At 72.3% G+C, this 20,089-nt stretch carries 16 protein-coding genes; 4 read left to right on the top strand and 12 right to left on the bottom strand.

Going from position 1 to position 20,089, the window contains the following annotated elements; translation table 11 throughout:
- Positions 1–121 precede the first annotated feature (121 nt).
- Both OG370_RS08205 and OG370_RS08200 read left to right on the top strand, forming a co-directional pair.
- On the top strand, positions 122–1,597 hold the full coding sequence (locus tag OG370_RS08205) for a glycoside hydrolase family 76 protein (protein WP_328462097.1): 1,476 nt from the start codon (positions 122–124) through the stop codon (positions 1,595–1,597).
- 64 nt (positions 1,598–1,661) lie between these two features.
- Complete coding sequence (locus OG370_RS08200; protein WP_328462095.1) at positions 1,662–2,810, top strand: ricin-type beta-trefoil lectin domain protein; 1,149 nt, start codon at positions 1,662–1,664, stop codon at positions 2,808–2,810.
- A 126-nt stretch (positions 2,811–2,936) separates the two neighbouring features.
- On the opposite strand, the gene OG370_RS08195 is transcribed toward OG370_RS08200, so the two are convergent.
- The 4 genes from OG370_RS08195 to OG370_RS08180 form a co-directional block, all read right to left on the bottom strand.
- A complete protein-coding gene (locus tag OG370_RS08195; protein WP_328462093.1) occupies positions 2,937–3,812 on the bottom strand; it encodes a geranyl diphosphate 2-C-methyltransferase in 876 nt (291 codons plus the stop codon).
- A gap of 55 nt (positions 3,813–3,867) precedes the next feature.
- On the bottom strand, positions 3,868–4,929 hold the full coding sequence (locus OG370_RS08190; RefSeq protein WP_328462091.1) for a family 2 encapsulin nanocompartment cargo protein terpene cyclase: 1,062 nt from the start codon (positions 4,927–4,929) through the stop codon (positions 3,868–3,870).
- 29 nt (positions 4,930–4,958) lie between these two features.
- Entirely contained in the window at positions 4,959–6,401 is a 1,443-nt protein-coding gene (locus tag OG370_RS08185) for a family 2B encapsulin nanocompartment shell protein (protein WP_328462089.1), read from the bottom strand.
- A 475-nt stretch (positions 6,402–6,876) separates the two neighbouring features.
- On the bottom strand, positions 6,877–7,809 hold the full coding sequence (locus OG370_RS08180) for a LysR family transcriptional regulator (protein ID WP_328462087.1): 933 nt from the start codon (positions 7,807–7,809) through the stop codon (positions 6,877–6,879).
- Positions 7,810–7,879: 70 nt separating this feature from the next.
- Here OG370_RS08180 and OG370_RS08175 point away from each other — a divergent pair, with 70 nt between their 5' ends.
- Entirely contained in the window at positions 7,880–8,767 is an 888-nt protein-coding gene (locus OG370_RS08175) for an SDR family NAD(P)-dependent oxidoreductase (RefSeq protein WP_328462085.1), read from the top strand.
- Between the two features lie 105 nt (positions 8,768–8,872).
- Here the strand turns inward: OG370_RS08175 and OG370_RS08170 are convergent, their stop codons facing one another.
- The 8 genes from OG370_RS08170 to OG370_RS08135 all read right to left on the bottom strand — a co-directional run bounded on the left by OG370_RS08170 (position 8,873) and on the right by OG370_RS08135 (position 18,619).
- Complete coding sequence (locus OG370_RS08170) at positions 8,873–10,048, bottom strand: GDSL-type esterase/lipase family protein (protein WP_328462083.1); 1,176 nt, start codon at positions 10,046–10,048, stop codon at positions 8,873–8,875.
- A gap of 55 nt (positions 10,049–10,103) precedes the next feature.
- Positions 10,104–10,697: a TetR/AcrR family transcriptional regulator gene (locus tag OG370_RS08165; protein ID WP_328462081.1), complete on the bottom strand. Its 594-nt coding sequence runs from the start codon at positions 10,695–10,697 to the stop codon at positions 10,104–10,106.
- Positions 10,698–10,857: 160 nt separating this feature from the next.
- On the bottom strand, positions 10,858–11,931 hold the full coding sequence (locus OG370_RS08160) for a GNAT family N-acetyltransferase (RefSeq protein WP_328462079.1): 1,074 nt from the start codon (positions 11,929–11,931) through the stop codon (positions 10,858–10,860).
- A gap of 221 nt (positions 11,932–12,152) precedes the next feature.
- Complete coding sequence (locus OG370_RS08155; protein ID WP_328462077.1) at positions 12,153–14,375, bottom strand: peptidase C14; 2,223 nt, start codon at positions 14,373–14,375, stop codon at positions 12,153–12,155.
- Positions 14,372–15,238: an SDR family NAD(P)-dependent oxidoreductase gene (locus OG370_RS08150; protein ID WP_328462075.1), complete on the bottom strand. Its 867-nt coding sequence runs from the start codon at positions 15,236–15,238 to the stop codon at positions 14,372–14,374. Before OG370_RS08150 ends, OG370_RS08155 begins: the two co-directional genes overlap by 4 nt.
- Positions 15,235–16,083 (bottom strand): amidohydrolase family protein, encoded by an 849-nt coding sequence (locus tag OG370_RS08145; RefSeq protein WP_328462073.1) that lies wholly within the window; start codon positions 16,081–16,083, stop codon positions 15,235–15,237. The genes OG370_RS08150 and OG370_RS08145 overlap by 4 nt, the downstream gene beginning before the upstream one ends.
- Positions 16,080–17,267, bottom strand: coding sequence for a mandelate racemase/muconate lactonizing enzyme family protein (locus OG370_RS08140; protein ID WP_328462071.1), 1,188 nt, complete (start codon positions 17,265–17,267; stop codon positions 16,080–16,082). The genes OG370_RS08145 and OG370_RS08140 overlap by 4 nt, the downstream gene beginning before the upstream one ends.
- Positions 17,267–18,619, bottom strand: a complete 1,353-nt coding sequence (locus tag OG370_RS08135; RefSeq protein ID WP_328462069.1) for an aspartate aminotransferase family protein — start codon at positions 18,617–18,619, stop codon at positions 17,267–17,269. Before OG370_RS08135 ends, OG370_RS08140 begins: the two co-directional genes overlap by 1 nt.
- A 215-nt stretch (positions 18,620–18,834) precedes the next feature.
- Here OG370_RS08135 and OG370_RS08130 point away from each other — a divergent pair, with 215 nt between their 5' ends.
- Positions 18,835–19,713 (top strand): IclR family transcriptional regulator, encoded by an 879-nt coding sequence (locus OG370_RS08130; protein ID WP_328462067.1) that lies wholly within the window; start codon positions 18,835–18,837, stop codon positions 19,711–19,713.
- Positions 19,714–20,089: the final 376 nt, after the last annotated feature.

The following is a 20,089-nucleotide window of genomic DNA, read 5'->3' as shown; positions in this document are numbered from 1 at the left end:
CATCCGCGCGGGTTATTGACGCGCCCTCACCCGCTGGCTAGCTTCCGACGAGAGCGCTCTCCCCCCAGCGCCCCCCAAGTGGCGTGCCCCGTGCGCCAGGCCAAACGCTCAGGAGCCCCCCATGCGTGCAATGAGACCACTGCGCATCGCCGTCCTCGCGGCCGCCCTGACAACGATGTCAACCGCCGTGGCGCAAGGCTCGGCGCCACCGGCGGAGGTGGCGTCCGCGGCGCCCTCGGTGAGCGCGGCCAGCACGATCTGCAACACGTACTGCGACGCCCGCGACCCGGCGCTGAGCACGCAGGACCGGCAGCCGGTGAGCACGTCGGTCAACTCGCGTTCGATCGTGTTGCACGTCGACGACGCGGACGCGATGGCGTGGGCGTCGATCGACAACGGCGGCGCGGGCGACGAGGTGTGGCTGGACCGTTCGATGGACGGCGGCCGGACCTGGAGCGACGGCAGCAAGCTCGGCGACACCTCGGTGCCGTCCGGGTCGGGCGGCTGGCGCACCCTGATGTACAACGTCGACGACTGGAACAACGAGGGCGTCGGCGCGGTGCGGGCCTGCGGCCAGGCGTCCGGTTCGAGCGACATCGCGTGCACCTCGTGGGCGCGCACCACCTGGAACGCGTGGTCCCGGGGCACCGCCGCGGCGACCGCGCTGATGATGTCGTACGACCGCGGCACCAAGCTGTTCGGCGGCAACGGCTGGTGGACCAGCGCCAACGCGCTCACCGCGATCATCGACGACGCCCGGATCAGCGGCATGCCGAGTTACAAGTACGCGATCAGCGAGACGTACGACGCGAACATCAACGCGCAGGACGGGAACTTCACCAACAGCTATCTGGACGACACCGGTTGGTGGGGCCTGGCCTGGGTCGACGCCTACGACGCGACCGGTGACAGCCGCTACCTGAACACCGCGCGAGCCGACGCGGACCACATGTTCGACAACTGGAACGACACGTGCGGCGGCGGGGTGCGCTGGAACACCGACGGCGAGTACAAGAACGCGATCACCAACGAGCTGTACCTGTATCTGAACGCCGCGCTGCACAACCGGATTTCGGGTGACACCAGCTACCTCGGTCGGGCGAACACCGAGTGGTCGTGGTTCCAGAACAGCGGCATGATCAACGGCGACCACATGATCAACGACGGCCTGAACGACTCCTGCGTCAACAACGGCCAGACCACCTGGACGTACAACCAGGGTGTGGTGCTGGGCGGGTTGACCGAGCTGTACAAGGCGACCGGTGACTCGGGGCTGCTGGACACCGCGCGCACCCTCGCCGACGCGTCGACCGTCGACCTCCAGTCCGGCGGGGTGCTGCGCGAGCCCGGTGAGGGTGACGGCTGCACCGGCGACGGCCCGAGCTTCAAGGGCGCGTACGTGCGCGGGCTCGGCAAGCTGAACAACCAGCTGTCCGACCACCCTTACGCGGCGGATCTCACCGCGTGGGCGAACTCGGCGTACGACAACGACCGCAACTCCCTCGACCAGTACGGCCCGCACTGGGCCGGTGGCGCCGGCAGCAGCGACTACGGCTGCCAGCAGAGCGTGCTCGATCTGCTCAACGCGGCCGGCTGACCGGGCCGTTCGACCTTCGCACGCCCTGTTCCCCCCACTTCTCGTGAAGGAGCGTGGCACCACGATGAGACGACCTCCCTTACTGTTCGCGCTGGCGCTCGCCGCCGCGTTGGGTATCGGCGCCGGCACCGCGCTGCCGGCCGGCGCGGTCGGCAGCCAGCACCGGACCGCACCGGCCGCGCACGCGTCCGCCGCCGACGCGTCGAGCCTGCGGGTGATGCCGCTGGGTGACTCGATCACCTGGGGCGTCGGCAGCAGTACCGGCGACAGCTACCGGGCCGCGCTGGGGGACGAACTGTCCGCCGACGGGCACGCGTTGGACTTCGTCGGCACGGGCCGCAACGGCACGATGGCCGACCCGGACAACGAAGGCCACTCCGGCTGGCGGATCGACCAGATCGCCGGCATCGCGGACAGCGTGCTCGACCGCTACCGGCCCAACGTCATCACCCTGGAGATCGGCACCAACGACCTCAACCAGAACTACGAAGTGCCCACTGCCACCGACCGGTTGCACGCGCTGATCGACCAGATCACCGCGGACGCGCCGTACGCGACGGTGCTGGTCGGCTCGCTGATCGTGTCCACCAACCCGGTGGAGGAGCCCAACCGGCCGGCCTTCAACGCGGCCGTGCCCGGCATCGTGCAGGCCGAGCAGGCGGCGGGCAAGCACGTCGGGTTCGTCGACATGAGCGCCCTGACCGCCGACGACCTGTCCGACCAGCTCCACCCCAACGACGGCGGCTACCAGAAGATGGCCGACGCCTTCCACGCCGGCATCCAGGCCGCCGACGCCGCCGGTTGGATCACGCCCCCGGTGCCGGCCGGTGGCCCGGTGCAGTCCGGCATCGCGGGCAAGTGCCTGGACGACAACGGCGACAGCGCTACGAACGGCACCGCCGTGCAACTGTGGTCGTGCAACGGCAGCGACGCGCAGTGGTGGCAGTTGCGGACGGACGGAACCCTGCGGGCGGTGGGCAAGTGCCTCGACGCCGACGCCGGCGGCACCGCCGACGGCACGAAGGTGCAGATCTGGGACTGCAACGGAGGCGCCAACCAGGTCTGGCAGCCGTACGACGGCGGCTACCGCAACCCGGCGTCGGGCCGCTGCCTCGACGACCCGAGCTCCTCCACGGCCGACGGCACCCAGCTCCAACTGTGGGACTGCAACGGCACCGAAGCGCAGAAGTGGACCACGCTCAGCGCGATCTGACGCACTTGCGTGTGAGCGGCGGACGCGGAAGGACGACGGCGGCGCGCGCCGGCCACGGGGCACCCTCCCGTGGCCGGCACGCGCCGCTCGACGTCTGCGCGGGCCCTGACGGGCCTGACCGGTCGCTCAGACCCGGTCGGCCACGATCAGCAGGTACTGGAAGCTGCCGTTCTTGTAGGCCGTCAGAAACGGTTCTTCAACGCCGGTGACCAGGTGGTCGGCCTCCTTGCGCAGCTCCCAGTACGGGATGGCCGTCGCGGTGAGGTCCTCGACGTGGACCGGGACGAGCCGGTTGGCCGCCATCGCCCGGAAGTACGCCGAGCGCGGGTGGATGTCGCAGATGTAGTGGGCGTTGATGAGGGACACCTCGCGGGACGCCCGCCCGTAGGTGTCGTTGTAGCAGCCGGTGATGGTGACGTAGCGTCCGCCGCGGCGCAGCAGCCGGGCGTGCTCGGCGAAGAGCAGTTCCAACTCGACGTACATCGTGGACTCGTTGTTCCAGGAGGCCGCGTAGCCGCCGGTCTGGAAGCCCGTGTCGAGCATGTTGCGGTGGTGGTAGCGGACCTTGCCGTCGATGCCCCGGGCGCGGGCCTGCGCGTTGGCGAACGCGGCCTGCTTGGTGGAGAGCGTCACGCCGTCGGCGGAGCAGCCGTAGCGCAGGTGCGCCACGACGCTGCCGCCACCGCGCCCGCAACCGGCGTCGAAGACCCGGTCGGTGGGGGAGAGCGGCCCGAGGTGGGTGGCGAGCAGTTCGGCCTGGGCGTGCTCCAGCCGGTGGAGTTCCGCGGTGATCCGCTCCCGGCGCACGCCGGGGTCGGTCTCGTCGAGCACCGACCAGTCGGCGTCGCCGACGCCGTAGTGGTGGTGGTAGAGGTTGTCGATCTTTCCGAGTTCGAGGTTGACCGGGTTCTCCTCGGCGTTCCAGTAGTCCGCGACGCGGGTCTGGTACGAGGACTGGGCCGGCACCGGTGCTGTGGTGGTGCCGCGGTGGGTCGTGGTCAACGCTGACTCCTTTGGTACAGGGTGCTGTTGGTGGTGCGGGTGAAGCGAACTGCGCCTACCAGTAGTTCGGCAGGTGGTAACGGTGGGTGTTGGTGGCGTGCCACTCGTGGTTGCCGGCCACCCAGTCCGACAGCCCGCGGGCGTAGCGGCCGACGACGGGTGAGGTCGCCGACAGTGCGGCGGCCTCCTCCTCGAAGGACGCCATGATCTGGTTGTGGATCTCGACGCTGCGCAGATAGGCGGCCTTCAGCCCGCACCGCTCGTTGGCGGCCACGACCTGCGGCAGGTTGAGATGGTGCGGATCGGTCTCCAACTCCTTGGTGAACGAGTAGAGGTCGTTGACGATGGTCGTCGCGTTGCAGGCGAGCGCGGTGATCCGCTGGATCTCCGGGCGGGAGTAGACCGGTTCGGGCAGTTCGTAGCCGTCGACCGCGTCCACGATCGACAGGCAGGGGCGGAAGTTGTTGAACTGGCGCATCACCAGGTACTCCCACACCTTGGGCATGAACCGGGTCTCCGCCCAGGCGGCTTCGGCGAGGTAGCCCAGGTGCAGCCGGGCGATGTCGTGGACGAAGCGGGTGGTCTGGCTGGGCGTGGCGAAGCCGGCGTAGCCCTTCATCGCCCAGTGGTACGAGCGCAGTGGCCCGTCGGCCTGCATGCCCTGCCGCCAGTCCTCCTCGGCCTCCGGCGTGCCGTGGAAGGGGTCGATCGCCGACTGGGCCATGATCAGCGGGCCGCCGAGTCCGCGGTGCGACCCGCCGCGGTCCTCCTCTTCCTCGCAGTAGCAGTCGTCCACGAGGTTCTCGGCGAGCAGGAGTTGCCCCGCGACGGTCAGGCGGTCCAGATCCGCCGCGCCGGGGTGCTGGAGTACGACGGCCCGGCCGAACTGGAATCCGGCGAAGTCGCCGGTCCAGGCGGTGGGGAACAGGTCGAGTTCGCGTGCCCACGCCTCGAGACGGCGGTCGATCTCCTTGACCTTCTCCGGGTCGGCGGGCGTGGCCGGCTGGTACCTGAGTCCGGGGATCGCCCCGGTGGGGCGGGCGGACGCGGGACGCGGGAAGCTCGGCGGCCGGGGCAGCAGCGGGCGCGCGGGGGCGGCGTCGGGGGGAGTGGCCATCGCGAACTCCGCTCGGTCGCTCGGCGCGGTCACTCGACCCGGCCGAGCTGGACGTTCTCCAGGATGCCGACCGCGTCGGGCACCAGGATCGCCATCGAGTAGTAGGCGGTGACGAGGTAGCTGATGATCGCGGCGTTGTTGACGCCCATGAAGCGCACGTTCAGGCCGGGTTGGTACTCCTCGGGGATGCCGGTCGCGTGCAGGCCGACGACGCCCTGGTCGGCCTCGCCGGTGCGCAGCGCGATGATGCTGCTGGAGTGCTGCGGGCTGATCGGGATCTTGCCGCACGGGAAGATCGGGACTCCGCGCCAGGCGGGGACCTCGTGGCCGTCGACATTTGCGGTGCCGGGCACCAGACCGCGCTTGTTGCACTGCCGGAAGAACGCGGCGATCGCCTTCGGGTGGGCGATGAACAGCCGGGTCTTGCGGCGCATGGCGAGCAGGTCGTCGAGGTCGTCGGGGGTCGGCGGGCCCGAGAAGGTGCTGATCCGCTGGCCGTAGTCGGCGTTGTGCAGCAGGCCGAACTCGCGGTTGTTGACCAGCTCCCACTCCTGGCGCTCGCGGATCTCCTCGATGGTCAGCCGGAGTTGCTGCTGGGTCTGGTCCATCGGGTCGTTGTAGAGGTCGGCGACCCGGCTGTGCACCTTCAGGACGGTCTGGGTGAGCGACAACTCGTATTCGCGCGGCGCGAGTTCGTAGTCGACGAAGCCGCCGGCGATGGACGGCTCACCGGAGTGGCCGGCCTGCAGCGGGATGTCGGCCTCGCCGCGGCGGTTCGTGGGCAGCCGCTGCTGCTCCGCGTACGCCGCCAGGTGCTCGGCCAGCGACGGCTCGCGGGCGATCAGCTCGCGGGCCGTCTGCCAGGGCAGGACCAGCAGCACGCCCGCGGTGTCGGCGCGCACCGAGGTCGTCCACCGCGGGTCGGTCCGGCCGATGGCCTCGTCGCCCAGCTGGTCGCCGTCGGTGACGACCCCGACGATCCCCTCCTCGCCGTACATGCCGGCGGTGTAGCGGGTGAGCCGGCCGTGGACGACCAGATAGGTGTCCGTCACCGGCTGCCCGGCCTCGAACAGCACCTCGCCGGGGCGTACTTCCTTGACCTGGAAACGGGCGGCGAGTTCCGTGAGCACGCCGCCGGTGTCGGTGTAGCCGTGCAGCGGGGGCAGCTCGGTGAGGGTCTCGGGGATGACCCGGACGTCGTCGGCGCCGTTCTGCTCGAACTCCACCCGGCCGCGGCCGACGCGGAGTTGGCGGCGCCGGTTGACCCGGTAGGTGCCGCCCTTGATGTCCAACCAGGGCAGCATCCTGATCAGCCAGCGCGAGCTGATGCCCTGCATCTGCGGTTCGGACTTGGTGGTGGTGGCGAGTTGGCGCGCCGCCTGGGTGCTGAGACTGGTGAGCCGTGCGCCGCTCGCTGGTTCGGCGGCGGGGTCGTCGGTGGTGGCGCCGGTGGTGCGTACCGATTCGGGCACGTTTTCTCCCGGAAGATGAGCTGGACAAGCAGCGTGAGGAGAGGTGAGCAGGGGTGAACGGCGGTGGTGGACAAGGGCGTTGACGAACGCTGACGGTCTGGCGGACGTGGGCGGGCGCTGGTGGCAATGCGGCTGGATTCCGCGCAGGGACCAGCCAAGCAGCCCCGGACCGGCCCGCGGTATAGCGTGCGGGGGGCGGCTTCGCGCCCCCGGTGGTGTAAACCTCCGTGGTGAGGCGGGCCGCGGGAGTGCGCTCGCGTGCGTGCCGCCCGCGCACCCCGCGCTCCGGCGCGCGGAGGCACCCACCCGGCGCGCGAACCACCCCCACGCGCCGGGGAGAGAGGGCGCGGCCCGCACGCGTCGCCGGTAGGCCCACGAGAACGGTGCCTGCCACCGAACGGACGCCGCCCGGACGCTGACCTGAGCTGACCTGACCTGACCGGGACGGGCTGGGCTTCCCTGGCCTGACTCTCCGTCAGAAGGGTGGCGCGGCCGCGGTGGTGGCGAGTGCCTCGGCGCGCAGCGCGGCGGCGACGCGGCTGACGGACTGCTCCGGCGGGTGGGGGAGGCGGGCCAGCAGCAGCCGGCGCTGTTCCTGGGGGCCGCCGCGGACGGGCAGGACGCGCACGCCGGGCGGCGCGACGGGCGCGAGGGTGGCCGGCACCGTCGTCAGCCCGCAGCCGGCGGCGACGAGATGGAGCTTGGCGAGCCAGTCGCGGGCGGTGAGGGCGATCTCGGGCCGCTCGTCCAGGCCCGGCCAGACGCCCATCAGCCGTTCCTCTCCCGAGGAGGAACTGGCGATCCAGCGCTGTCCGCGCAGGTCGGCGACGTCGACGTACTCGCCGCGGGCCAGCGGGTGGGCGGCCGGCACCGCGAGGTACAGGGGGCGTTCGGTCAGGGTCTGCAGGGCGAGCGGGGGCGACTCGGTGTCCGGTGCGCGAAACGGCGGTCCGGAGGCGAGTAGGGCCAGGTCGATGCTGCCGGCTCGCAGGGCCCGAGCCAGTGCGGGGGTGCCGCCCTCACGCCCGACGACGTTCAGGTCGGGGTCGGTGCGCCGCAGCTCGGCCAGGGCGCGGGCAACCAGCACGGCGCCCGCGCTGGGCACCCATCCCAGGCGTACTGTCCCGCCCTGCGCCGGCAGGCCGGACAGCTCACGCGCGGTGGCCTCGATCTCGTCGAGTACGGTCGTGGCCCGGCGCATGACGATGCGGCCCGCGTCGGTGAGCCGGACGCCGTCGCGGCGCCGTTCCAGCAGTTCCGCGCCCGCGGCCCGCTCGATCGCGGCGATCTGCCGGGAGACCGCGGACTGGGTGTACCCGAGCGACGCGGCGGCCGCGGTGAAGGTTCCCTGCTCGGCCACGGCGCGGAAGACCCGCAGCGCGGTCAGCGACACTTCGGTGAAGTCCATGACGTCTACGCATACCACCAGTGCGGAACTCTCGTTGGACTCATGGACGCGGGGTTCCTAGCGTGGAGGCATGAACACTTCGCACATCGCCCTCGTCACGGGCGCCAACCAAGGGCTCGGCCGGGCCCTCGTCGAAGGGCTCGCGGCCCGCATGGACCAGGACGACCTGGTCCTGCTCACCGGCCGCGACCGGCAGCGGGTGACGGAGGCGGCACACGAGGTCGCACAGGCGCCCTCGACCCGGGCACGCGTCGAGGGCGAGGTCCTGGACGTCACGGACGCCGCCGCCGTCTCCCGCCTCGCCGAGGACCTGCGGGCCCGCCACGGCGGGGTCGACATCGTCGTCTCCAACGCGGTCGCCCGCCTGCTGCCCGGCGAGTCGCAGGCCGAGCGGGCCGACGAGTTCATCGACGTGTCCAACTCCGCCACCCACGCGGTCCTGCGCGCCTTCGGCCCCGTCCTGCGCCCCGGCGGCCGGCTGCTCGTCGTGGCCAGCAGCCTGGGCACCCTCGGCCACCTCGCTCCGCGGCTGCACCGCCTCTTCGACGGCGCGTCCCTGGACCAGGTCGAGTACGCCGTCGAGTCCTGGCGCAGCGCCGTCCACCACAGGACGGCCACGGAGGACGGCTGGCCGCTGTGGCTGAACGTGCCCTCGAAGGTGGCCCAGGTCGCCGCCGTGCGCGCGGTCGCCGCCGACCGCCGCGAGCGCGACCTGGCCGACGGCACCCTGGTCGCCGCCGTCTGCCCCGGCATGGTCGACACCCCCACCTCGCGCCCGTGGTTCGGCGACTTCAGCCAGGCCCAGTCGCCCGCGCAGGCCGCCGAAGCAGTGCTCGACCTGATCCTCGCCGACCGCGTCGACCCCGCCCTCTACGGCGAACTGGTCCGCTTCGGCAAGGCGCTGGACTGGCACGCGGGCACGCCGCCGACGGAGCAGGACCGCCTGCTCACGCCCTGACCGCACCGCAGCCACGCTCTACCGCACCCGCGAGGAGCCCACGCTGCCAGCACCCCCCTCACGAATGGTGCGGGTGCGTTCCGGCCCGCCGGACCGGATCTCCGCTCACGCGGGTCCGACGTGGAACGCTCCGCCCGGGCCGAACACCAGCCGGGCGAAGTTGTCGCCGATCCGTTGGTGGGCCTCGGGGGAGGGGTGCACCTCGTCGGGCAGCGGCAACTCCGCGTAGTCCGCCGCTCCGTAGAGCTCGCGACCGTCGAGGTAGTGCAGTTGGGGGTCGTCGGCGGCGCGCTGCTCGACGATCCGGGCGAGTTCGTCGCGGATGACGTGGAGCGTGAGGCGCCCTGCGGCGCGTTCGGCCGGGTCGCCGGTGGCCTTGAACCGGAAGACCCCGTCGCCGAAGTCGGGCGCGAGTGGACCGGGGGTGTCCTCCTGCACGGGGCACAGGATGGACGACACCACCAGCAGCGGCGTGTCCGGGTGCCCCTCGCGGATGGTGTCGAGGAACCCGTGCACGGCGGGGCCGAACGCGCGCAGCCGCATCAGATCGGCGTTCACGATGTTGATGCCGAGCTTGACGCTGATCAGGTCCGCGGGGATGTCCCGCATCGCGCGCGCGGTGAACGGGTCGAGCAGCGCGCTGCCGCTGAACCCGAGGTTGACCAGGTCGACTTCGCCTCGTGACGCGGCGAGCGCCGGCCAGATCCCCGTCGGGTGGGCGGCGTTCGAGCCGTGGCTGATCGAACTGCCGTGGTGCAGCCACACCTTGCGCCCACTCTCCGGCGCCGGTTCGAGCGGCGCGTCGGTGCGCAGCGCGACCAGCTCGGTGCCTTCGTTGTGCGGCAGCCAGATCTCGACGTCTTTGTCGTACGGCGGCAGGTCCGCGAAGTGGGCGGTTCCGGCGGGCCCTTCGCGCACCTCGGCGGCCTGGGTGGCCATGTCGATCATGCGGAGCCGCCCGCCGGGCACGGTGGCCTGGCCGGCGAGGACCCCGTCGACCAGCAGGTCGTACACGCCGTCCGGGGGGAGCGGCGCGCCGACGTACGCCCGCTTGGTGGGCAGCGCGTCCAGTTCGACGGTGGTCGCCCGGGTGCGGAAGACCAGCCGTACCCCGGACGGCTGCGCCTCGGCCATGGCCAGTTGCTCGTCGGGGAACTGGCGGCGCGCGGAGGCGGGCAGCCGGTGCGGGAGCAAGCCGTGCGGCGTGCGCTCCACCTCGACGGCGCCGCGCAGCATGCCGGCGGTGAGGGGGGTGGTGGTCCAGTCGTGCTCGGTGTTCATGGTCCTTGCCTGTCGATCACGGTCCCGGTGGCGGTCGTGTGCACGGGGGTGACGGTCACGGGGACGACGGTTGCGGGTGGGCGGGGAGGGTCCGGTTGCGCAGCAGGGCGTCGAGGGAGTCCACCATCCAGTCCCAGGACTCCTGGGGATCGACGGCGGTGTGGCTGAAGCCTCCGCTCATCTCCAGGCTGATGTAGCCGTGGAAGACGCTGCCCAGCATCCGGACCGCGTGGGTCTGGTCCGGCTCGGTCAGGTCGTACCCGCGCAGGAGCGCCCGGGTCATCTGGGCGTGCCGGACGCCCGCGCTGGAGGCCGCGGTCTGCGGGTCGAGCCGGAGCCGGGCGGCGTCGTACCGGCCCGGGTGCTCCCGGGCGTAGTCGCGGTACGCGTCGGCGAACGCGGCCAGCGCGTCCTTGCCCGCGCGGCCCGCGAGCGCGGCGGCGACCCGGTCCGCGAGTTCCGCGAGAGCGAACAGCGCGATCCTGGTCTTGAGGTCCTGTGAACTCTTCACGTGCGAGTACAGGCTCGCGACCTTGACGTCGAACCGCCGGGCGAGCGCCGAGACGGTGACCTGGTCGAAGCCGACCTCGTCGGCCAGCTCCGCACCCGCCCGGGTCAGCCGCTCAGCCGTCAACCCTGCGCGCACCATAAGCTTCCTCCCGTTTGCCGATACCCATCATGCACATACCTAAGACCTTTAGGCAAACACCTGAGCGTTGCAGGCGGCGATGGGCAGGCGGGACGGATCGGCGCGCGCGGAAGCGCCCCTGGAATCCGCCAGGCCGGGGGAGGGGCTCGGTGGACGCGTTCTAGAAGGAGTCGCCGTACCAGTGGAAGGCGCCCGGCGCGGTGACGGTCGCGAGGACCTCGCCCGCGGTGGCGAGCACCGGGCGGGCCATCCCGTAGTGGGTGGCCTCGGGAACGGTCTCGGCGAGGAGGTGGGGGAGCGCGCCGACGACGGCGGGCTCGGCGGGCAGCCGTACGGTCGCGGACGTGGCGCCCGCCGCGCGCGCCCCGACCGCGGCGGCCGACAGCAGGGCGCCGGCCGCGTCCTCCTCCCGGCCGGGGGCGAGGGCGATCTCCGCGAGCTCGACCTGATCGGGGGCGGGGCGGCGGAGCACGGCGAAGCCGAGCGGGCGGCCGGACGGCGCGAAGGGAGCGGCGGGGGAGGGGAGTTGGCCGGCCCGGTCGGGTTGGCCGGGTCCACCGGGTTCGCCGGGTCCACCGGGGAAGAGGGGCGCCCCGGGCTCCGGGTGCCTGCCGCTTCCCCCATGTCCGCTGTCCTCCGCGACCAGGATCTGCGCCGGGGCCGCGTACCAGACAGGCACCCGGTGCTCCCAGTCGTCCGCGCCGCGCACCGTGGTCAGCGGCCGGACCGCGTCGAAGCCGTCCCGCAGTGCCCGCAGGGCCGGCAGGTCGGCGCGGGTCGAGGGGCGTACGGCGGCGGCGCCGGGGTGCGGCGCGCGGTCGGTGAGCGGGCCCGACCAGCCGGGGGCGGCGAAGGACCGCCACCCCGCGCCCTCGTAGACCCGCGGGGTGGCGGTGAACAGCAGCGACCAGGCGCACCCGTCGGCCGTCATGGCGGCCACCGCCGCCGCGAGCAGGTGCCGGATATGGCCCTGGCCGCGCGCGTCGGGGTGGGTGGCGACGCTGCCGAGGCAGCCGACGCGCTGCGGGCGGCCGGTGGCCGAGCGGATCGGCCGCGGCAGGTAGTGGAGCACCGAGACCAGCCGCCCGCCGTCGTCCTCGGCGACGAACGTACGGCTGTGGCGGCCCGGGTCGCGGCCCCACAGCGCGACGACCGTCGCCGCGTCGGGGAAGGCCGCCGCCCACAGGGCGTGCAGCGCCGGCTCGTCCGCCGGGGCGGCGGTGCGATAGCGCATGGCGACGGCCTTCCCTTCGCTACGGTCACAGGGCCCCGCGGTCCTGCGGCTCCCTACGGTCTTGCGGTTCCTCACGGACTCGCGGTCCTACGGTGAAGGGCGGCGGCGGGCGCACGACGCACGACGCACGGCCGGCTCGGCAATGCCCAACCGGCCGCGCCCACCGCCTCGTTCGCTCGGCGCACCCAGCACTCGCCGCACCCGCCCCGCACGCCGCGAACTCAGAGGACGAGGTTGCCGGTTGTCGCGCTGATCCTCTTCCCGTCCGCAGGCAGCCCCTTCCGGGCGACACCGTCCTCGGTGCACGCGGTGTGCAGGAGTGACGACGTGTCGCCGAACGCGTCTGCCGCCAGAGCGAGTTGGCCCCCGGTAAGCCGGGCGCCGACCGCCGTGTAGCGGTTGTGGCCGTCCGCGACGCGCACATGCGCGGTGTCCGCGTCGGCCGCGCTGCTGCGCAGGTCGGCCAGGTCCCAGGTGACGGTGGCACCCGTTCCGGCGTCGCGGGAGAGCAGCGCCTTGGCGGTGTTGGTCCCGGACAGGGCGGTGCCGCCGCCGACGCTGATCCGCTGGTCGCGTACGGCGCTCAGCGCGATGCCGGTGTCGGTGAGGCTGCCGCCGTCCACGGTGACCTCGGACGCCCCGACCGCGAGCGGCGCCGCCTCGGGGCTGCCGACCAGCCGGCAGTCGGTGAAGTGGACCGGGCCGCTGCCGCGCAGCACGTTGCCGTCCAGCCCGGTGAACGTGGTGCGGACGAAGTGCACGGGCGCGGTGACCGGGGTCTGCACGAGCACGGACGCCTTCGGCAGGTCGAAGGTGCAGTCGGTGACGGTGGTCGGCCGGGTGGAGCGCGCCGACTGCTGGGCGACGGCGAAGAAGGAGGCGGTGCAGCCGCGCAGTTGGGCGCCGTCGGCGTTGATCACCAGGGTGCCGGCCGGGTCGAAGGTCGGCCGGGCGATGACCTTGACGTTCTCCAGTGTCAGGTCGGTGATCTTGGTGTTGGCGGTGAACCAGGAGCAGACGTGGTTGCGCACGGTGATCCGCTTGGCGGAATCGCCCCACTGGGCACCGGAGTTGGCGATGTCCATCAGGCCGGAGTTGCCGTCGAAGAGCAGGTCGTGCTCGTACTGCCCGTGGGTCGTGAAGGGGTTGCCGCCCTCGTCGTCGCCGTCGCCGTGGCAGTTGACGACCTGGCAGTAGGCCGACGCCGTCAGGTCGTTGAGGTGGCGGACGTTGCTGCTGGTGCAGTCCGCGACGTGGCCGTACAGACAGTAGATCTGCTGGGTGAGGTAGCCGGCGCCGCCGTACATCACGGTGGGCGGGTTCTTCAGCCCGCACTGGATCGTGCGGTAACGGGTGCACCAGCGCCGCATGATGACCGGCCAGAACGTGCCGGTGGCCTGGATGCCGGAGACGTCGCAGTCCGCCGCGTACTCGTACGCCACCGGGTGCGATCCGGTGTACTCGTCGTCGACCGCGCCGGTGTCCTGGCCGGCGCCGAGGAAGACGAGGTGGTCCACCCGGACGCCGACCACCGGTTCGACCCGGCGCCAGGTGAGCTTGCGGCCGGCCGCCAGCGGCCAGCCGTTGAGGTAGTCGACGCGGATGTGGGTGCCGTCGATGATCTCGGTGACCTCGACCATCTTCTGCAGCTCGCGCTCGTCGCTGCCGCCGCCGGCCACCTCGTCGCTCTGCACCGCCCACCACTGGCCGACCTTGAAGGCGCCGGAGTCCGGCACCGGGAAGGCGTCGGTGAGTTCGATGACCTCGGCGGACAGCGCATGGCTGACGGTGTCGCCGGTGACGGTGCCCTGGAAGAACAGGACGGCGCCGAAGGGGTTGTCGTGGGTGTTGCGCTCGATGCCGCCGGTGTGGACGGTGTGGCCGCCGAAGTCCAGCGCGAGCCGGGAGCGGTGGTAGGTGTGGCGGCGCTGGAAGAGCAGGTCGGTGTGGGCCTCCACCCGGTGCACCGACGGGTCGTCGACCATGGCGTCGAGCGCGTCGTCGGCCGGGGCGGAGGCGTCGAACAGGCCGAAGCCGCGGAAGTCCAGCACCCCGTCGTGCAGTCGGCGCCAACGGCCGTGCGCGGGGCGGTCGTTCGGGCGCAGCACGGTGCCGCCGTTGGGCGCGCGGGTGCTGCCGGCGTCCCACCGTACGGTCATGCCGCCGCCGTCGCCGGGGGCGCGGTAGCCGGCGACCACCGTCACCGTCCCGTCCCGCAGCGACTTCGACGGGGTGGCGAGCAGGTCGGCGACGGTGGCGGAGGTGGTGGCGGGCTGCCCCGCCGTACCGCCGCCCTTGCCGCCGCTCTTCCCGTCGCCGCCGGTGCCCTTGGCGCTGCCGGCGGGCGCGGCCGCCTGCGCCGGAACGGTGGTCAGCGCGCCGGCCGCGACGGCGGCCGCACCGATACCGCCGGAACGGAGCAGGTGTCTGCGGGTGGTGGTCATGGAGTGGTGCCGTCCTTCCGCTGGGGGCCGAGCGACGTGCGGTACGGGGGCATGAACGCGGTGCGCGGCATCTGGTCGGCCAGGACCCCGCCGTCCACCACGATCCGGGTGCCGGTCAGATAGGCGCCGTCGTCGCCGGCGAGCAGCAGCAGCGCGCCGGTGCACTCCTCGGGCCGCGCGTAGCGGCCCAGCGGGATGCGCTGACGGTACGCCGCCTCGAACGCCTCGCGGTCGAAGGGGAATTCGCCGTCGATCGGGGTGTCCACCATGCCGGGGGCGAGGCTGTTGACGGTGATGCCGTGCGGGGCCAGCTCGACCGCGAGGGTCTGGGTGAGCAGGTCCACCGCGGCCTTGGAGGCGTTGTAGTGCGCCAGCCCGGCCTCGGCGACCAGCGCGTTCTTGGAGGTGATGTTGACGATCCGGCCGGGCAGGCCGTCGGCGACCATGTGCTCGGCGACGCGCTGGGTCAGGAAGAACACCGCGTCGAGGTTGACCCGCATCACGCGGTACCAGCTGTCCGGGGTGATCTCGTTGAACCGTTCCAGGGCCGCGGTGCCGGCGTTGTTGACCAGGATGCGGATCGGTCCGGCCTGCGCGCGCACCCGGTCGGCGAAGTCGTGCAGCGCCGCGGTGTCGGACAGGTCCTGCTCGACGACGAGCGCCCCGCGCCCCGACGCGCGGACCAGCGCGGCGGTGTCGGCCAGCCCTTCGGCGCCGGGCAGGTCGGTGAGGACCAGGTCGGCGCCGGCCTCGGCCAGCGCCACCGCGAAGGCCCGGCCCAGGCCGCGGGCGGCCCCGGTGACCAGCGCGGTGCGACCGGTCAGGTCGAAGCGCGCCGCGGCGGGGCCGCCGGCGGAGGTCACGACTGCCCCAGCCCGAGCAGGTCCAGCGACGGGCGGTGGATCAGCGCCTCCACGGCGTCCTGGTCCAGCGGGTCCAGACCCGGGATGCCGGGGATGCGGGCGATCCGGCGCAGCCCTTCCACCGAGTCGTTCACCGTGGTGAAGGGGTAGTCGCTGCCGAACAGCAGCTTGTCCCACACGCCGTAGTCCTGCACCAGGCGCAGGCTGTGCCACAGCTGGAACGGCCGGTAGTGCAGCGCGCTGATGTCGGCGTAGACGTGCCGGTGCTTGCGGATCACCGCGATGCACTCGCCCTCGAAGGGGTGGCTGAGGTGCGCCAGCACCATCCGCAGCTCCGGGTGGCGCATGGCCACCCAGTCCAGGTGCCGCGGCATGGCGTACTCCAGCGGCGCCTGCGAGACGAAGGTGGTGCCGGTGTGCACCAGCAGCGGCAGGCCGTGCCGCTCGGCGTAGGCGTAGAGCGGTTCGTACGCCTCGTCGGCGGGATCGAACCCGGCGTACATCGGCATCAGTTTGATGCCGCGCAGGCCCAACTCCTCATGTCCGTAGCGGAGTTCGTCCTGCCAGCCGGGCTGGGTCGGGTCGATCGAGAGGTAGCCGATCAGCCGGTCGGGGTGGTGCGCGACGTAGGCGGCGACGGCCGCGTCCTCCACCCACAGCCCGCTGCGGCGGGCCTTGCCGCCGACCACCACGGTGCGGGTGTTCTCCGGCGCGCTCGCCGCGTAGTCCTCGTACCGGACGGTGAGGTCCACCTCCCCGGCGTGCGCACGGGCGGACTCGGTGCGGAAGGCGTCGTCGAAGTCGTGGCTGTGCCGGAAGAGATGGGAGTGCACGTCGACGATCATGTGCGGTTCCTCTTCTCCCAGCCGTCCGCGAACATGTTCCAGAAGCGGTGGGTGGGCGGGTGCTCCGCGAAGACCTCGTCGACCAGTTCGATGCCGAGCCCGGGCGCGGTCGGCAGCTCGATGTGGCCGTCGGTGATCGGGAGCGCGCCGCGGACCGCCTCGAAGACATACGGTTCGAGCAGCCCGTCGAAGGTCTCCAGGATCTTGAGGTTGCTGATCCCGAGCGTGGCGTGCACCGAAGCGGTGGTGCACAGCGGCGAGTTGGAGTTGTGCGGGGCGACCAGCATGCCGTGCGCGTCGGCCTGCGCGGCGATCTTCCGCAGCTCGGTGAAGCCGCCGGCCATCGACAGGTCGGGCTGCACGATGTCCACGGCGTTGGTCGCGAAGAGCTGCTTGTACTCGTAGCGGTTGTGGAAGTGCTCGCCGCCGGAGATCGGGAAGGTCGCGATCTGCCGCAGCTCGGCGTAGCGCTCGATGTGCGTCCACGGCAGCGGTTCCTCGAACCAGCCGATGTCGTACGGCGCCAGCTCGTGCACCAGCCGCCGTGCGGTGGCCATCGCGAACCGGGCGTGCCCCTCGACGAAGAGGTCCACCTCGGGGCCGACCGCCTCGCGCACCGCGGCGACCAGCGCCAGCGAGCGGCGCAGCTCGCTGCGTTCCAGCTCGTGCAGGCCGGCGCCGAACGGGTCGAACTTCAGGGCGGTGAAGCCCTTGGCGACGGTCTCCTTCGCCTTGGCGGCGAACTCGGCCGGCTCGCGCTCGCCGGTGTACCAGCCGTTGGCGTAGACCCGGACCCGGTCGCGGGTGGCGCCGCCGGTGAGCCGGTAGGCGGGCACGCCCAGCGCCTTGCCCATCAGGTCGTACAGCGCCTGGTCCACGCCGGAGACGACGACGCCGCCGATGTCGCCGCCGCGCAGGAAGTCGCCCTGGTACATGCGCAGCCAGAGCTCTTCGACGTCGAACGGGTCGGCGCCCAGCAGGTGCCGGTGGCCCATCGCCTCGGTGAGCCGGCAGGTCTCGTCCACCCGGTAGGGGTGGGTGATCTCGCCGACGCCGGTCAGGCCCTGGTCGGTGTGAATCCGGACGTAGCCGAAGTCGCGCCAGGCAGTGCCGAGTTGGAGCGTCTCGACCTTGCTGATCCGGCCGGCCGGGCCGGCCGGCCGGGTGGTGTTCACGGTCAGCATCAGCGGGCCCCCGTCGCGGTGCCGGCGCCGCCCATGGTGGAGACGTGCGCGAGGTCGCTGGGGCCGCCCTCGGCCAGGGTGCGGGTGACGGCCGCCTCGGTCGCCTCCAGCAGGCGGTCCACGTCGGCGTCGGTGTGCGCGTAGGACAGGTGGCTGCGCTTGAGGTTCAGCGGCAGCTCGAAGACGCCGTGCTCGATGAGGTGGCGGCGGTAGCCGACGAAGAGCGCGGTGTCGTTGGCGAGCAGGTCGTCGTAGCTGAGCGGCGCCGGGCCGGGCATGAAGTAGCTGACGAAGACCGAGCCGTAGCCGGTCACCACGGCGGGCACGCCGATCCGCTGGTAGAGCGCGGTGAGTTCGGTGCGCACCCGATCGCCGAGCCGGAAGACGTGCTCGTGCACCGGCTGCTCGCGCAGCTTGCCGATGGTGGCCAGGGCGGCGGCGACCGGCAGCGGGTGGCCGTTGTAGGTGCCGGCGAAGAACACCGGGCCGCCGGGACGGCTGCTGAACTGCTCCATCAGGTCGGCGCGGCCGCCGAGCGCGCCGATCGGGGCGCCGTTGGCGATGGCCTTGCCGAGGGTGGTCAGGTCCGGGGTGACGCCGGAGATCGCCTGGTAGCCGCCGAGGGCGTGCCGGAAGCCGGTGATCACCTCGTCGAAGACCAGCACGCTGCCGGCCGCGGTGCACTCCTCGCGCAGCGTGCGCAGGAACTCCTCGGTGGGCAGCAGCGCGCCCACGTTGTGCGGGATGGGCTCCACGATCACCGCGGCGATGTCGGTGCCGTGCTCGGCGAACGCCTGGCGGACGGCGGCGACGTCGTTGAAGCGCAACACCAGGGTGGCGTCGAGGACTTCGGGCAGGATGCCGGTGGAGGTCGGGTCGTGCCGGCCGACCCGGTCCGGGGCCGAGATGACGTTGAGGCTGACCGCGTCGTGCCAACCGTGGTAGCAGCCCTGGAACTTCACCACCAGGCGGCGCCCGGTGGCCGCGCGGGCCACCCGCAGCGCGTGGAAGGTCGCCTCGCTGCCGGTGCTGGTGAGCAGCACCTGCTCGATCGACGGGATCAGTTCGGCCAGTTGCTCCGCGAGGACCACCTCGGCCTCGGTGACCGCCACCCCGGTGAGCCCGAGCCGGCCGGACGCGTCCGCGACCGCGGCGGCCACGTCCGGGTCGTTGTGGCCGAGCAGCGGCGGCCCGAACGCGGCGTGGTAGTCGGTGAATTCCCTGCCGTCGCTGTCCCAGAACCGGGACCCCGCGGTGCGGGCGATCACCAGGTCGGTGAGGCCGGGAATGCTGCGCTGGCCGCTGTTGACACCGCCCGGTATCACCCGGCGGGCCCGCTCGGCGAGCGTCATGTGGTGCTCCTCGCGTCGATGCTGTGGGTGACGGTCCCGGCCCTGCCCGGCCGGGACCGCAGGACGCCATCCGCCCGGCAAGTCGTCGCAGGATTCGTTCGCTGCACTGAAGGAACGATTTTCAAGAACACTGTTCTGAATATCCGAACAGTGGGCTGATCTTAGATCCGGTTTAACCCTCGGTCAAGGGGGGTCCGGTGGTAACCTGTTTTGCTATGCAGAACAGTGTTGAGCGCGGCGCGGATGACGAGCGGGGCCGCGCGGCGGGGGCCGAGCCGAAATACCTGGTGAAGACCGTGGCGAGGGCCGCGGAGCTGCTGGAGGTGCTCGCCGCCGGAGGACCCGGAGCAGGACTCAGCGTGACGGAGGTCGCCCAGCGCAGCGGTGTCTCGAAGAGCGCCGCCTTCGGCCTGCTGCAGACCCTGCGGCACTACGGCCTGGTGGCCGACGAGGGCGAGGGGATGAACCGCCGCTACCGGCTGGGGATGTCGCTGGCCCGGCTCGGTGACCGGGCCCAGGCGCAGATCTCGCTGCGGGACGTGGCCCGCCCGCTGCTGCGCGAGCTGACCGCCGCCACCGGCATGGCCTCGCGGGTCGCGGTGCCGCAGGAAGGCCAGGCGGTGATCGTCGACCAGGTCGACTCCGGCGGCGGCCTGCGGCTCGACCTGCGGATGGGCGCCCGCGAACTGCCGCACTGCACCGGGATCGGCAAGGCGCTGCTGGCCGCGATGCCCGAGCAGGAGGCCAGGGAACTCGTCGCCCGCACCGGGCTGCCCCGCCGCACCTCGCGCACCATCACCGACGAGGCGACGCTCTTCGCCCACCTGTCCGACGTCCGCGCCACCGGCTACGCGCTGGACGACGAGGAGGACGCCGACGGGATCTTCTGCATCGGCAGCGTGGTCCGCGACCACCGGGACCGGTGCGTCGGCGCGATCAGCATCACCGGCCTCAAGCTCGATCTGCCCGGCTGGCGGTTCCGCGAACTCGGCCTCCAGGTAAGGGACTTCGCCGATCGGATCAGTCAGAGCCTGGGGCACGGCAACGCCCCGGCGACGTCCGGCGGCCGCACAACGGCCACCGCGGGGTCTTGACCGATTCACCGACGGCGGGCTAGCGTCTCGCCCCGTCGGACGGTGTCGCGCAAGCACCCTGCCCCTGGTCTGCGCTTTTCCCGCACCGGTCCGCACCGCCATCCGCACTTCCGGCAAGCGTCACGGTTTCGTCCTCACCCCAGGCCCATCGAAGGCTGAGGCACATCGTGAACGTTCCCCCTGGCCCCGTGCCGGGTTCCACCAACGACCAGAGCCCCGAGTCGAGCCCCGAGCAGAGCCGTACCGACACCTCCCGCCGCAGGCTGCTGCGGGCCGGCGGTATCGGCGGTCTGCTGCTCGCGGCCACCACCACGGCGGTCGCCGCCGGCACCGGCACCGCGTCCGCGGCCGGTTCCGGCTCCGGTGCCGCGAAGCC

The organism is Streptomyces sp. NBC_00448 (assembly GCF_036014115.1).
Taxonomy (GTDB): domain Bacteria; phylum Actinomycetota; class Actinomycetes; order Streptomycetales; family Streptomycetaceae; genus Actinacidiphila.
The sequence above is the reverse complement of the archived record's forward strand: the minus strand, read 5'-3'. Positions and strand labels throughout refer to the sequence as shown.

Excerpts from the sequence above, each read along its gene's own strand:
- OG370_RS08200 (WP_328462095.1), top strand. The coding sequence starts at position 1,662 with ATGAGACGACCTCCCTTACTGTTCGCGCTGGCGCTCGCCGCCGCGTTG.
- OG370_RS08165 (WP_328462081.1), bottom strand. The coding sequence starts at position 10,697 with ATGGTGCGCGCAGGGTTGACGGCTGAGCGGCTGACCCGGGCGGGTGCG.
- OG370_RS08135 (WP_328462069.1), bottom strand. The coding sequence starts at position 18,619 with ATGACGCTCGCCGAGCGGGCCCGCCGGGTGATACCGGGCGGTGTCAAC.
- OG370_RS08180 (WP_328462087.1), bottom strand. The coding sequence starts at position 7,809 with ATGGACTTCACCGAAGTGTCGCTGACCGCGCTGCGGGTCTTCCGCGCC.
- OG370_RS08160 (WP_328462079.1), bottom strand. The coding sequence starts at position 11,931 with ATGCGCTATCGCACCGCCGCCCCGGCGGACGAGCCGGCGCTGCACGCC.
- OG370_RS08175 (WP_328462085.1), top strand. The coding sequence starts at position 7,880 with ATGAACACTTCGCACATCGCCCTCGTCACGGGCGCCAACCAAGGGCTC.
- OG370_RS08140 (WP_328462071.1), bottom strand. The coding sequence starts at position 17,267 with ATGCTGACCGTGAACACCACCCGGCCGGCCGGCCCGGCCGGCCGGATC.
- OG370_RS08205 (WP_328462097.1), top strand. The coding sequence starts at position 122 with ATGCGTGCAATGAGACCACTGCGCATCGCCGTCCTCGCGGCCGCCCTG.
- OG370_RS08130 (WP_328462067.1), top strand. The coding sequence starts at position 18,835 with ATGCAGAACAGTGTTGAGCGCGGCGCGGATGACGAGCGGGGCCGCGCG.
- OG370_RS08145 (WP_328462073.1), bottom strand. The coding sequence starts at position 16,083 with ATGATCGTCGACGTGCACTCCCATCTCTTCCGGCACAGCCACGACTTC.
- OG370_RS08170 (WP_328462083.1), bottom strand. The coding sequence starts at position 10,048 with ATGAACACCGAGCACGACTGGACCACCACCCCCCTCACCGCCGGCATG.
- OG370_RS08190 (WP_328462091.1), bottom strand. The coding sequence starts at position 4,929 with ATGGCCACTCCCCCCGACGCCGCCCCCGCGCGCCCGCTGCTGCCCCGG.
- OG370_RS08155 (WP_328462077.1), bottom strand. The coding sequence starts at position 14,375 with ATGACCACCACCCGCAGACACCTGCTCCGTTCCGGCGGTATCGGTGCG.